The 14,331-nt window shown below is 25.4% G+C and carries 16 protein-coding genes; all 16 read right to left on the bottom strand.

Translation table 11 applies throughout. From position 1 onward, the window contains the following. Nucleotides 1-7: 7 nt before the first annotated feature. Nucleotides 8-904 carry a permease-like cell division protein FtsX gene (gene ftsX / locus E0D94_RS11515; protein WP_130807711.1) on the bottom strand — a complete coding sequence of 299 codons (897 nt, stop codon included), beginning with the start codon at nucleotides 902-904 and terminating at the stop codon, nucleotides 8-10. Further along, on the bottom strand, nucleotides 894-1,580 hold the full coding sequence (ftsE, locus tag E0D94_RS11520) for a cell division ATP-binding protein FtsE (RefSeq protein WP_130807712.1): 687 nt from the start codon (nucleotides 1,578-1,580) through the stop codon (nucleotides 894-896). The genes ftsX and ftsE overlap by 11 nt, the downstream gene beginning before the upstream one ends. Before the next feature lie 22 nt (nucleotides 1,581-1,602). Next, a complete protein-coding gene (locus E0D94_RS11525) occupies nucleotides 1,603-2,568 on the bottom strand; it encodes a PucR family transcriptional regulator (protein ID WP_130807713.1) in 966 nt (321 codons plus the stop codon). A gap of 236 nt (nucleotides 2,569-2,804) precedes the next feature. Then, on the bottom strand, nucleotides 2,805-3,923 hold the full coding sequence (locus E0D94_RS11530) for an ABC transporter ATP-binding protein (RefSeq protein ID WP_130807714.1): 1,119 nt from the start codon (nucleotides 3,921-3,923) through the stop codon (nucleotides 2,805-2,807). 120 nt (nucleotides 3,924-4,043) lie between these two features. Next, on the bottom strand, nucleotides 4,044-6,428 hold the full coding sequence (locus E0D94_RS11535) for an ATP-binding protein (protein ID WP_130807715.1): 2,385 nt from the start codon (nucleotides 6,426-6,428) through the stop codon (nucleotides 4,044-4,046). Nucleotides 6,429-6,544: 116 nt separating this feature from the next. Beyond that, complete coding sequence (locus E0D94_RS11540) at nucleotides 6,545-6,985, bottom strand: protease complex subunit PrcB family protein (protein ID WP_130807716.1); 441 nt, start codon at nucleotides 6,983-6,985, stop codon at nucleotides 6,545-6,547. A gap of 57 nt (nucleotides 6,986-7,042) precedes the next feature. Next, a complete protein-coding gene (locus E0D94_RS11545; protein ID WP_130807717.1) occupies nucleotides 7,043-7,903 on the bottom strand; it encodes a YitT family protein in 861 nt (286 codons plus the stop codon). A 160-nt stretch (nucleotides 7,904-8,063) separates the two neighbouring features. Continuing rightward, nucleotides 8,064-8,414 carry a type II toxin-antitoxin system PemK/MazF family toxin gene (locus E0D94_RS11550; RefSeq protein ID WP_130807718.1) on the bottom strand — a complete coding sequence of 117 codons (351 nt, stop codon included), beginning with the start codon at nucleotides 8,412-8,414 and terminating at the stop codon, nucleotides 8,064-8,066. Continuing rightward, nucleotides 8,414-8,689, bottom strand: a complete 276-nt coding sequence (locus E0D94_RS11555) for a CopG family ribbon-helix-helix protein (RefSeq protein ID WP_130807719.1) — start codon at nucleotides 8,687-8,689, stop codon at nucleotides 8,414-8,416. The genes E0D94_RS11550 and E0D94_RS11555 overlap by 1 nt, the downstream gene beginning before the upstream one ends. Nucleotides 8,690-8,829: 140 nt before the next feature. Then, on the bottom strand, nucleotides 8,830-10,020 hold the full coding sequence (alr, locus tag E0D94_RS11560; RefSeq protein ID WP_130807720.1) for an alanine racemase: 1,191 nt from the start codon (nucleotides 10,018-10,020) through the stop codon (nucleotides 8,830-8,832). Nucleotides 10,021-10,038: 18 nt separating this feature from the next. Next, nucleotides 10,039-10,641, bottom strand: coding sequence for a LolA family protein (locus tag E0D94_RS11565; protein ID WP_130807721.1), 603 nt, complete (start codon nucleotides 10,639-10,641; stop codon nucleotides 10,039-10,041). A gap of 16 nt (nucleotides 10,642-10,657) precedes the next feature. Next, nucleotides 10,658-11,101 (bottom strand): CBS domain-containing protein, encoded by a 444-nt coding sequence (locus E0D94_RS11570; RefSeq protein ID WP_130807722.1) that lies wholly within the window; start codon nucleotides 11,099-11,101, stop codon nucleotides 10,658-10,660. A gap of 146 nt (nucleotides 11,102-11,247) precedes the next feature. After that, a complete protein-coding gene (locus E0D94_RS11575) occupies nucleotides 11,248-11,517 on the bottom strand; it encodes a hypothetical protein (protein ID WP_130807723.1) in 270 nt (89 codons plus the stop codon). Between the two features lie 51 nt (nucleotides 11,518-11,568). Continuing rightward, entirely contained in the window at nucleotides 11,569-12,174 is a 606-nt protein-coding gene (locus E0D94_RS11580) for a hypothetical protein (RefSeq protein ID WP_130807724.1), read from the bottom strand. Nucleotides 12,175-12,253: 79 nt separating this feature from the next. Continuing rightward, nucleotides 12,254-13,732 (bottom strand): phytoene desaturase family protein, encoded by a 1,479-nt coding sequence (locus E0D94_RS11585; protein WP_130807725.1) that lies wholly within the window; start codon nucleotides 13,730-13,732, stop codon nucleotides 12,254-12,256. Nucleotides 13,733-13,759: 27 nt separating this feature from the next. Further along, nucleotides 13,760-14,317: a methyltransferase family protein gene (locus E0D94_RS11590; protein WP_130807726.1), complete on the bottom strand. Its 558-nt coding sequence runs from the start codon at nucleotides 14,315-14,317 to the stop codon at nucleotides 13,760-13,762. Between the last annotated feature and the right edge of the window lie 14 nt (nucleotides 14,318-14,331).

The following is a 14,331-nucleotide window of genomic DNA, read 5'->3' on the forward strand; positions in this document are numbered from 1 at the left end:
TAATCGCTTAAACATTTAGAAATCTTCTAAGTGATACAACACTTCCTATTATACCAATTCCAACTCCTATAGCTACAAACATTATTACTATATCATTTAATATTTGATAATATGGAATCATATATACAGTTGCAAATACATATAGTCTTTGACTAGCTATATCAAATAAATATTTATATCCATAGCCTATTAAAGCTATTGAAACGATAGAACCTAAAATACCTAATATTATCCCTTCCACTATAAATGGACCTCTAATAAATCCATTTGTAGCTCCGACATACTTCATTATATTAATTTCTTTCTTTCTAGCTGCTACTGTTATTTTAATTGTATTAGAAATTATAAATATAGAAATTAAAATAAGAATAGCTATTATTATTATTCCACCTGTTCTTACTATATTTGCTATAGTGACAGTTCTTTCTACTATATCTCTATAATATTTAATATCCTCTATTCCTTCCATTCCTTTTATACTATTAACTATTTTATCTGAATTATCAAGATCATTTATTCTAAGTACAAATGAATCAGGAAACGGATTTTCTTCTAAATCTTCTAAAAGATAGGAATTATCTTTCCATTGTTCTTTCATAGATTTCAATGCTTCTTCTTTAGATTTATATTTTACATCTGAAATTCCTTTAACATCTTTTAAATCTTTTTCTAATTTTGTTTTTTGTTCATCAGTTGCATCTGCTGATAAAAATATTTCTATTTCATCAAACTCTTGTTTTAACATAACAGAAAGATTATTAACGTTCAATACTAAAATCAAAATAATACCTAGTATTATTAAAGTGGATGTTACAGAACCAATAGATGCAAGACTCATCATCCTATTTCTCCATACACCTAGTAACCCTTGTTTTAAAGTGTACCCTAATGATCTAAGATTCATAATCGTAACCTCCTCTTGTATCATCTTTTGTTACCTTCCCATTTGATAAAGCAATTACACGCTTTTTCATAATATCTACAATATCTTTTGCATGTGTTGCCATCAAAATGGTAGTACCACGTCTATTTATATCTTTTAATAAATTCATTATATCCCAGGCTGTATCTGGATCAAGATTTCCTGTAGGCTCGTCTGCTATTACAACATTAGGTTTATTTACAATTGCCCGAGCAATAGATACCCTTTGTTGTTCTCCACCTGATAATTGGTCAGGGTAACTATTTAGTTTTTTAGAAAGACCTACCATATCCAATGCTTTAGGCACTCTTCTTTTGATATCACGTGAAGAATATCCTAATATCTCCATAGCGAATGCTACATTTTCAAACACAGTTTTGTTTTGTAATAATTTAAAATCTTGAAATATCATACCAATATTCCTTCTGATATTTGGGACTTTTCTATTCCTTAAACTAGTTACATCTTTACCATTTAAAAATATTTTACCTGCTTCAGGATTTACTTCTTTAGTGATCAACTTAATTAAAGTTGATTTTCCAGCACCACTTGATCCTACTAAAAATACAAATTCACCTTTTTCTATATTAATAGTAACATCATCTAATGCTTTAACGCCATTTTTATATTGTTTTGTAACATTTTCGAGACGTATCATAATCTCACTCCTGTCTAATGTTCTATTTTCCTTTGTTATAATTTATAAAGCTTTTAAAAATTAAAATTAATTTAAACTTAAGTGCATGTTCAAAATTTCTTAAGTCTAATCCTGTATGTTTTTTTATTTTATCTAATCTATAAATAAGTGTATTTCTATGAATATAAAGTTTTCTAGCCGCTTCACTTATATTTAAACTTAAATTCAAAAAAACTTCCGCCGTTTTAATATCATCTTTATTTAATTCATTAATTTTATATTCTTCTATATCTTCATATATTTTTTTTATATTATCATAATTTATAAATGATATTACTTTATAAATAAATATATCTTTATATAAATTGATATTACTTGGTATATTAAATTTTTCTGTGATTTTTATGGTATCAATACTTTCTCTATATAGATTTTTAATATTTATAGCAACATCACTACTGCTTATTCCTATATTAATATTCTCTAACATCTCAATTTCTATTAATTCTACTATTAACCTAGACAATTCAAGTGCTTTTTCTACACTATTATTTAAGACTATTAGAATAAATTCATCATCCAAAATTGATATAATATCAATTTCTTCTAAATTAACTAATATTTCAAATGCATCATTTAATCTGTCTTTTTTAAAAATTTTTAATGCCATAATAATTAAATTATTATTTTTATTTATAGATAAAAATTTTAATTTTCCTTCAATTTCTTCAGTATTTAAGTTGTTTTTAATTATATTGTTTAATATTTTATTTGAATGGGTATCATTAGAATAAATGTCAAGTTTTTCTGAAATTAAAATTTTTAATATATTTTTTTCGTTAGTAGTAATATCTTCTAGATTGCTATATATATAATAATTATTTTCATTGTTATTATAATTATAAATTAAATTCTTATCTTCATATTTAACTGTATCTAAATGCAAATCATATGAAGTCGATGAATTTATAATATTCAGCTGTTTTTGTAGTTCAATTTTGGTTAACATAAAATCACCTGAATACTATTATAATAGATTTCTTTATGTTTTAAAAGAGTAAATATGATTTTTTTTGTAATAATAAAGTAATAAATTATACTTCTTTTATAATTATTGTAATCTAAATGTAATAAAACCTTATTAAATAATACCATAAAATTTATAATAACACAAATAAAAAAAGAAAGTAGAAATTTTAAAATTTCTACTTTCTTTTTCTATATTAAATTAAATGAAAAGGGCTTTTAAAATATTGCTTTTTCTGTTTCTTTATCAAATAAATGAATTCTATTAGTATCAAAGGCTAAAGATACTTCATCTCCTGCCTCAGATTTATTTCTTGGGTTTACTCTTGCAATTGCATTATTACCAAATATATTTAAATATAAATATGTCTCAGAACCCATCATTTCAGTTACTTCTACTATAGCTTTAAATGAACTATCTTGTGAAGCTTCTATAAAAGCTTTTTCATCATGTATATCTTCTGGTCTTATCCCCATTATTACTTTTTTACCAAAATGACCATTATCTTTTAATATTTTTGCTCTTCCTTCTGGAATTTTGATTTTCACTTCACTATTATTTAATACTAAATAGCAATTATTTACATCAGTTGCTTCAATATTGCCATCAAAAAAGTTCATTTGCGGACTTCCTATAAATCCAGCTACAAAAGCATTAGCAGGATTTTCATATACCTTTTGTGGAGTATCAGCTTGCTGAATGAGTCCATCTTTCATTATAACTATCCTATCTCCCATAGTCATAGCTTCAGTTTGATCATGGGTTACATATATAAAAGTAGTTTGTAATTTCTTATGCAGTTTTGAAATCTCTGTTCTTGTTTGAACTCTTAACTTAGCATCTAAATTAGATAATGGTTCATCCATCAAAAACACCTTTGGGTTTCTTACTATAGCTCTTCCTAGAGCAACTCTTTGTCTTTGACCTCCAGATAATGCTTTAGGTTTTCTATCTAATAAAGCTTCAATGCCTAATATCTTTGCAGCTTCTTTTACCTTTTTATCTATTTCATCTTTAGATACTTTTCTTAATTTTAAACCAAATGCCATGTTATCATAGACTGTCATATGTGGATATAATGCATAATTTTGAAATACCATTGCTATATCTCTATTTTTTGGTGGAATATCATTAACTAATTTATCTCCTATATATAATTCACCACCAGATATTTCTTCTAAACCAGCTACCATTCTTAATGTAGTAGACTTTCCACACCCAGATGGTCCTACAAGAACTATAAATTCCTTGTCTTTTATTTCTAAATTAAAATCCTCTACTGCCTTTACTTCTCCAGGATAAACTTTTTCTAAATTCTTAAATGTTAAACCAGCCATATATACCTCCCGAATAATTAATTTTTCTATATTTTAATTATATCGTGTAATGGCTATTTTTTTCTATTGACATTTCATACAATATTTCTAATGTTTTTTAGTTAAATATACAATAATCTACTATTTATCTTTAGTATATTCTACAAACTGAGATAATTTTTTAGATACTTTATGGTATACACTTTTTTCTGGATATTTACCATTTTCATTCATTTTTCCTGCTTTTACTCCTGTTAAAATCTCTATCCCTTCATCTACTGTTTTTATAGAATATATTGAAAACTTATTTTGTCTTACTGCATCTATAACTTCATCTGATAACATAAGATTAGTTACATTTTGATGAGGGATTATAACTCCTTCTCCTCCTAATAATCCTTTTGTTTTACAAACTTTATAATATCCTTCAATTTTTTCATTTACTCCTCCTATAGGTTGTATTTCCCCTTTTTGATTTATAGAGCCAGTAACTGCTATTGCCTGATTTATAGGTATCTCTGATAAGCTAGATAACAATGCATATAATTCTGTACTAGATGCACTATCACCATCTATTATGCCATATGACTGTTCAAATGTAATACTTGCAGATAATGATAATGGTTTAAATTTAGCAAATTTACTTCCTATATATCCATTTAAAATTAATACTCCTTTATCGTAACTACTGCCACTTTGTTCTACTTCCCGTTCAATTGATACTATTCCATCTTCTCCTACAAATGTAGAAACTGTTATACGATTAGGCCTACCAAAAGAATACTCACCTGAATCAAGTACAGCAAGCCCATTAATCTGTCCTATTTCATATCCGTTTGTTTCAATTAATAAAGTTCCTTCTTTAAATAATTCATGCAATTTTGTTTCATATTGATTGTTCCTATATATTTTACTATCTAAAGCTTGTTTTATATGGTGCTTATTTACAATGTTTTCATTTTCCCATCTCGCTAAGGCATCTGCCTCATATAATAGCTCTACTATATAATTAAATCTACAAGTTAACTTTTTTTGATCTCTTGCAAGTCTTGAGGAGTACTCTATTATTTTTCCAATACTATCTTTATTAAAAGGTAGTAATTTATTTTTCCTACAATGATATGATATAAATTTAGCTATAAGTTTCATGTTTTTTTCAGTTCTTTTCATCTCAATATCAAAGTCTGCTCTTATACGAAATAATTTCTTAAAATCTTCATCATTTGCATATAAAAGTTGATAAATATAATGATCCCCAATTATAATGACTTTCACATCTAAAGTAATTGGTTCAGGTTTTAAGCTTTGTGATAGTAAACTTTCTTTAAATACATTTTCTATTTTTATTTGATTAGATTTTAAAGCTCTTTTTAATCCTTCCCAAGCAAATTTATTTTTTAATATATCTTTTGCTTGTATTATTATGTATCCACAATTAGCCTCGTGTAAAGATCCAGGTTTAATTTTAGTATGATCTGTTTTTAATACTCCTAATTGATTTACATATTCAATCTTACCTAATAAATTATGGTATGTAGGATTTAACTCTCTAATTACAGCTCCTCCTTCTAATTTGCTGTTATCAATAAATAAATTTATTTCATACCTTATAAAAAAATCATCTTGATTAGCTTTTTGATGTAATAAGTCTATTCCCCTTTGATTATCTGATGTATTTGTATTTTTAAATCTATCATAATTTTCTATAATATCTATTTTTACTTCTTCTAAGAATTTTATGACTTTTTTATTATCTTCAAATATTTTATTTGCAGATTTTAATTGAGAATTTATTGTATCACTAACAATACTTTTTTCTAAATATGATATTTGATATAATAAATTATTTTCCTGATTTTTCAATTTTTCAATAATATCAAATGTTACAGATTGTAATTTATTAGATTTTGCTTTTAATTCTTTTATTTCTTCTTCATCTAAATCATTAAGTTGAGCTTTTGACATTGGTTTCCCATTAACAACAGGAAAAGTTACAATACCTTTTTCAGTATATTCAAATTTAAAATCATATTCTTTTGAAATATTATTTAATTCATTTATAATATTTTCAATTATTCGTCTATGATTTTTATACAAATTGTCTAATTTTTCTTCATAATTCTTCGAACTTAGGTTTTCAGGTATTTTTTCCTTTAAGATATCTATAAGTTTATCCACTTCTTTTTTGAATATTTTTCCTTTTCCTTTTTTAAGGAATATTGCTTTAGGATTTTCAGGCTTTTGAAAATTATATACATAACACCAATCTTTACTATTGTTTTTAAATTTAGAGTATTCTTTTGCAAGAGAATAAGAATAACTATTACGCCCTGTACCATTAAGTCCTGATACATATATATTATAGCCTTCTCTATCAATAGAAATTCCAAACTCAAGGGCTTCTATAGCTCTTTTTTGGCCTATTATACCTTCCCAATTATCTACTTCTTCAGTAGTTTCAAATTCAAATATATCAGTATTACATTTATTTTTTAATTTATCTAAGCCTATCTTATATTTATCCACCAAACCCCTCCATTAAAATATTTAAAACATTTATACCCTAAATTGTATATTAGAATTCATTTAGATATTCCAATTATTTATATAAAAAAAATAATCATCAGAATTCATTCTGATGATTATTCTATATAATTTGTTTTTAAATCTATTTTTTCAGGTAACTTTTCTAATTCTGTTTCTGCTACTACAGTAGGATAAGTAATAACTTGAGGTACTATTTCATCAGGTTTCGGATCCTTATATTGAGCATATACTATTAAATTAAATTTTCCATCATTTTTCTTTTTCTCTATAGATTGAATAGTTACATCATAACCATCAGTATTTTTTTCTCCTCTTGTAACTACTATATAAATCTTATCATCTACTTTACATGCAAGTGCACGTTCTTCTTTTTGATACTTAGGTAATATTTCTTCTATTTCTTTAGGAATATCATCTTCTTTAATAATATCAAAAGACACTTTTTCATCTCCTTTATCAGTTAAAATTTTAGGAATGAAAATAATTCCTAAAATAACTATAGTTAAAAAAATAAGTACCCACCATTTCTTATTCACACAATCCCCCCATCTAAACAAAGTTCTTTATTAAATAGTATTATGATTGTATGACAATTATGATTTAATTTCTGTAAATCCTTCTCCTAATACTTCATGGATTTCTGTTACCATAACAAATGCATTTTTATCTAATTTATTAATAAGATTTTTTAATTTAGTTATTTCAGCTCTATTTACAACGCATAACAATACATTTCTATCATTACCAGTATACATTCCTTTACCTTTCAAAATCGTAGCACCTCTATCAATTTCCTTTAAAATTGCACTGCCTAATTTTTCTGGATTGTTAGATATTATAAGAAATGCCTTACTATAACTAAGCCCTTCTAAAATCTGATCTATCACCTTTACTAATATATATAGTGAAATAATAGAATATAGTGCTGTATCTAATTTTTTATCTACTAGTCCTGCAAAAACAACAACCATTAAATCAATACTCATCATAATTTTAGGTATGCTTAATCCTGGAAAATATTTATTTATTATTGCTGCTCCTAAATCAGTTCCTCCAGTAGTCCCACCAAATCTAAATATAATGCCTATACCTATACCTATAAGAAGACCACCAAAAATAGAAGCTAACAAAAGATTATTTGTAGCTACTGAATTAGGGAAAACTTTTACAAAAAAAGATAGTCCTATTGTTGCATACAGTGTTTTTGCACCAAATGATTTTCCTAGAACTAATACTCCTCCAATAAATAATGGAATATTTATAAGTAAGTTTGTAATTTCAATTTTAACAAATCCATTTGTTATCTTTTGAATAACAATTGCAATACCTGATACTCCACCTGGTGCTATAGTATTTGGGCCTAAAAACATATTTAATGATAAAGCCATTATAATAGTACCAAATGTTATTGCAACGTAGTCTATAAGGTACTTATACCATTTGTTATTTTTCATATCATCACCTCTTCTTATATATTTTACACTATTAAATAAGCTTTAAAAAAGAATATAACGTATATTTAATATTTAATATAAAAAAATATATATTAAAGCAACTTTTTGACAATAAAAAATTAGAAATCATATGATTTCTAATTTTAAAATATATTTAAATTTAAAATTCTGCAAGACCTGTACTTATTCTCAAACACTCATCTACTGTTTTCATCATATCTTCATCAAAATGTCCAATTTTTTCTCTAAGTCTCTTTTTATCTATTGTTCTAATTTGTTCTAATAATACAACTGAATCTTTTGTTAAACCATATTCACTAGCATTTATTTCAATATGTGTAGGTAATTTTGCTTTATTAATTTGAGATGTAATAGCAGCTATAATAATCGTAGGGCTATATTTATTTCCTACATCATTCTGTATAACTAAGACTGGTCTAACTCCTCCCTGTTCAGAACCAATAACAGGACTTAAGTCGGCATAAAATATATCTCCTCTTTTAATCAATATTAATCACATCCCGTCAGCTTCGACTCATAATCACAGAGCTCACAATTATCTGCTTCAATTCCTATTTCAGCTAAAGCTAAATTAATATTAGCCATTTCTCGATATCCAACCTTCATTCTCTCTCTGATTTGAATCTTTTTCCTCTCTCTAATGTAAAGCCTCATAGCTTCCCTAATAAATTCACTTCTATTTTTCTTCTCGATAGATACTATCCCATCAATTTCGTTCAATAAAGTTTTTGGCATGCTCACAACTATTTTCTTAGATTCGGCCATTGGTGCACCTCCGGATAAATTTATTAAGATAATATAATTCCAAATTATATACTTATTATTATTATATTCCATTGAAGTAAAGTATATACTTGATTATATAGTAGTATATGAACATTTTCAAATGAGTAATTAATCCTAATTTATATACTCATATTATGTAAATTATAATCTTTCACCTTAATAAAATTATCATCTTTAACAAAAACTCTAGGAACTCTTTTAGCTATCATACAAACTACTTCATAATTAATTGTCTTTAATTTACGAGCAATATCATCTATACTATTAGTATTTTTTTCTTCGCCACTAAAAATCGTTACAATATCGCCTAACTTCACATCTATTATTTCACTTAAATCAATCATTGTTTGGTCCATACAAATTCTTCCTACTACATTAACCTTTTTTCCTTTTAATGTTACTTCTATGTCATTACTCAATATTCTAGTAAACCCATCTGCATAACCTATTGGTAATGTTCCTATTCTAACAGGTTTACCTGTTACATATGTATGACCATAACTAATCCCTTCACCTTTTTCTACATGCTTAATATATGATATTTTAGTTTTTAAACTCATTGCTGATTTTAAATTAACTCTTCTTCTATCTACATTCATAGATGGATACAATCCATACAACATTACACCAGCTCTTACCATATCAAGATTATATTCTGGTAAATCAATTATTGCAGCACTATTAGATACATGCTTGATTGGAATACTTAACCCCTTTTTTTCTAATTCATCTGTTATATATTTAAATCTTTCAAATTGTAATTTTGTAAATCTTTTATTTTCTTCATCAGCACAAGCAAAATGAGTAAATATTCCTTCTATTTCTACATTAGGTAATTTGGATATCTTTAGTATTTCCTCAACAGATTTTGCATTAGATTCAAATCCTAATCTTCTCATTCCAGTATCTATTTTTATATGTATTTTTGAAATTTTATTTTGTTCTACTGCATCACTTGATAATAGTTCTGCTTGATTAAATGAGTATACAGTACTTATAATATTATATTTTAGTAAATACTCATTTTGTGAATTTGGAGTATAACCTAATATTAATATAGGTGTGTCATCTATTCCTGAATTTCTTAATTCTATAGCTTCAGACAATGTAGCTACAGCAAGCCTATCTGCACCATTTTTTAAAAAAACTTTAGATACTTCTGCTGCATCATGACCATATCCATTAGCCTTTACAACAGCTGTTATCAAAGTATTTTTTTTAACTATGTTTTTTACCTCATTCATATTATGAGCTAAATTATCTAAGTTTATCTCTACCCATGTAGGTCTTGTGTCATTTAAATCTACCAATTAATCACCTCTTACACATTATTCAAATAACATATCTTCTGTTAGTTTAACATTGTAGTTTAAATTATCATATTTAACTTCCACATTTTCCATTCCTTTTGTATCAGTTATTATCATTTTATGCGGTTTAAAATTTTCTTTTGAAAACCATATCCTCTGATTTCTTCTTTTAGTACTATTTCCTGGTAATTCTAAGTCGATAATCAAAAAGTCTTTATCACTTTTCATTTCAATTTTTTCAGAAGTCTGAATAATCTCTAAAAAATATCCTATAAATAAGGTGCTATATTGATCAATTTCTTTTCTTTCTAAAACAATTTTTGTTTTATCAATATTAGGATATATTAAATATAAACTTTTACCATCAAAATATATTTCTTGTTTTTCATCTAAGTATTTAATCCTATATTTCTTAGGCTTAGAAAAAATATGCTTGGCAGAATATTTTTCTTTTCCTTTATTACTTTCTATAGATATATTTACATCTGCAGAATAAGTTTCTATATTATTTATAGTTTTCACTAGTTCATTAAATAGTTCTTCATTTGTTGGATTTTTATTGGAACATGATATAGTAAAAATAACTATCAATAAAATAATCACAACAAACAATTTATTCAATTAGTACACCCCTTTATTAAAGATGAGCTAAAATATCTGATCTAGCTATTATTCCTTTTAATTTCCCTTCTTTATCTATGACAGGAACTCTGTTAATTCTCCTATCTAACATAATGTTTACCACTTTTCTAACTTCATCTTCTTCATAAACTTTAATCACTGGAGATGTCATGACATCTTTAACTTTATACGCAGCGGCCTTTCTTAATTCTTTTTCAAATTTTTTTACAGAATCAAGTAAAATAAATCCTCCTAATAATGGAACATAAGAAGGTATATTTACATCTTTGTCTCTAAATATTAAGTCCGTCTCTGTTACAATTCCAACAACTTCTTGTTCATCATTTACTACTGGAACTCCACTAATTTTATTAGTTATTAAAATTTTCGTTACATCTTCTATTATGTCATCTTCTGTTACTGTTATCACACTTTTAGTCATTATTTCTTTGGCTTTCATTCAAACCCCTCCTATCTTTTATATTTAAATTTAAAATATTTATACCCTTTATGGTGCCTACTCTATCAAAATATATTAAGATTCTTTAAATAATCTGATACTTAATATATTATTCTTCTATTTATACTTATTATTACATTAAGTTTTTATTTTGTAAGATCTCGTATAATATCTAGCAAACTTTTATCTACAGGAATATCTAATAATATTCCTAAAATATATACTGCTCTATATAAAAAATATATAGTAATACCTATAAATAATACTATGAATATTAACTTTACTACTGTATAAACTTTTGTTTCTTGTTTTTGACCTTTCTTATCAACTTTAAGTAAGGGTCTAGTGAATACACTAGTGAATATCTCTACACCACTTATTATAAGCAAAGAAAACAATATTAAATCAAGTGTCAAATTATCTCCTCATTTCTAAATAAATCTAAATTTATATCTGTTTTAATCTAGTTAATTTTTTTCTAAAAAGTTTTGATCTAATTTTTCAATTTCCTCTTTTCCAATCATATTATGTAAAAATGTATAAGTATTGTTTATTTCTTCTTCGTAATCATTTTTATTTTCAATAAGTTCTTTTAATTTAATTCGTAATTCTTCTATTTCATTATAAATTGGAACTAATTTTTTTTCCTTTATTTTAAGATCTTGATATGCTATCTTTATTGTTATATTTAATAGCTCAAAATTAGAATGTCTTATTTTACTAGGCATATCATCTAACTTTATTTCAAAGTTTTCTATTTCTTTATTTATTTCTAACATTTCACTTCTTGCTAGTTCTAATTTATTTATAGATTTCTTATCATTATTATTTACTTTATGAGACAAATTAACTATATTAACCATAATATCTCTTTTTTTATTTTGTAATGTTTTTAGACTACTTTTGTATTTTCTTTGATTTCTCAAATGTTCTAACAATTCTTTTTTAGCATCTTGAATATCAGTATTATCTAAATTACCAAACATCTTTTTCCACTCAAAATTATTAACTAATAATGGTATATTATTTTTAGCCATAATCTCATAATTCAATTTTATATCTTTAAATGACAATTTTATTCACCCCCAATTATATTATACTCCTTTTTATACAAAGTAAAAATAGTATAATATAACGAATTTCAAATATTTATCATATATTAGTTTCTAATATTAAATTTTTAACATTTATTCCTGATAAAATTGCCATAGGCATACCTCCACCTGGATTCACACTTCCCCCTACAAAATATAATCCTTCATATTTTTCACTTTTTTTAGCAGCCTTCAATCCTAAATTTTTTTTCACATCAGAAACAACTCCATAAATTGATCCTTTATTAGAGTAATACATGCTTTCTATGTCAAATGGAGTCAATATTTCTTCAAATAATATATTATCTCTTAATTTATCTAGACCCATTCTTTCCAATTTATCATAAATTTTCTCCTTTAATTCAAAATATTTTTTTTCTGTTATACCTTCTTTTATATATGGTATATGTGGTAATATTTTTATATTATCAAAGCCTTCTGGAGCTTGAGTTCTATCTGTTCTAGTAGGAGCTACCAGATATATTGTAGGATCATTAGGTAATTCTTTATTATCGAATACAGTAGAAAAATGTTCTTTTGGATCTTTAGAAAAAAAGAAGTTATGATGAGCTAAATTCTTATATACTTTTTTTAATCCCAAATGAATTACAAGACCTGAACAACTTGGCTCAAATTTATCATATTTTTTTATAAATTCATCATTTTCATTTAATAATTTCTTATATGCTGGGATAATTTCCATATTTGATACTATTATATTTGCATTTACCTCCTTATCATTATGGAGTTTAATCCCATATGCATGTCCATTTTTAGTTAATATTTTTTTTACTTCACTATTTAAATAAACTTTAATATTTAGATCATCTATTAATTCAGAAAGACCTTTTGCTAAATTATACATACCCCCTTCAACATACCAAAGCCCAAATTGATATTGAATATATGGTAATAAGTTAAGTAATGCAGGGGCATTATATGGTGATGAGCCTACATACTTGACAAAAAAATTAATAATATCTCTCAAATAATTATTATCAATATATTTTTTCACTTGGGAATCAACTGTAGATAATCCATCCAGATCTTTAAGTAGTTTTATAAAACCATATTCTTTTATATTATCTTTAAATGTATCTAATCCTTTAGAAAAATAACCTTCATCTACTAAATCATATAGTTTTTTAGAGTACGTAAGAAAATCTTCTAAATCTCTTTTATCTTTTTCAGATACACCATTTACTCTAAATTTATTTTTCATAGTGACTGGTACAAGATCTATAACTTTATTATCTTCAAAAAAATTTCTCCAATGAGGTTTTACAGGTATTAATCTGAAATAATCATCCATGTTTTTTCCAGCATTTTCAAATAACTCATTGAATATATGTGGCATAGTAAAAATAGAAGGACCTAAATCAAATTTAAATCCTTCCTTTTCTAATAAATTTAACTTACCACCAATTTTATTGTTTTTTTCAAATATCTCTACATCATAGCCTTCTGAAGCTAAAGATATTGCTGTAGAAAGTCCACCTAAACCTGAACCAATTACTAGAACTTTATTATTTTTCATAGTATCTCTCCTTATATTATAGTATCACTAGTAAATAAAAGGAATAAACTTAAATCTTTTTTCTTTCCAATGTATATACCTTTCACCTATGATTTTTTCCATAATCATTTCTTCTTCATCCATTCTCATTTTAAGTATTCTGAACATAATGAATGCGGAGAAAATAAAAACTAGAAAATTCTCAGTATAAAGTGGTATTGATATTGTAAGTAAATATAATCCTAAATATAAGGGGTGCCTTAATATTCTATAGGGTCCTTTACTTACTAAGTCTTGGTTTTCATCTACTTTTACATGCCTGGAAAAATTTTTTCCAATAATGAATAATGACCAGTACCTTAAAATCAATCCTAAAGAGTAAATTATTAATGACAATACTTTAATCCACTTTATATAAACTATTCCTATTTTAAAATAAGTCATTACACTATTAATAATAACTATAAGTAAAATAGTAACTAAAATCATATAAAATGTATCTTTTTTTATTTCATCTTTTTTATTAATTGAAGGATAAAATATAAATTCTAACAGCCATAAAATACTAATAATTATGAAAATATAATCAAATATACTTATGTTCATAAAGCACCTCCTTA

The sequence above is a fragment of the Senegalia massiliensis genome (assembly GCF_900626135.1).
Taxonomy (GTDB): domain Bacteria; phylum Bacillota; class Clostridia; order Tissierellales; family SIT17; genus Anaeromonas; species Anaeromonas massiliensis.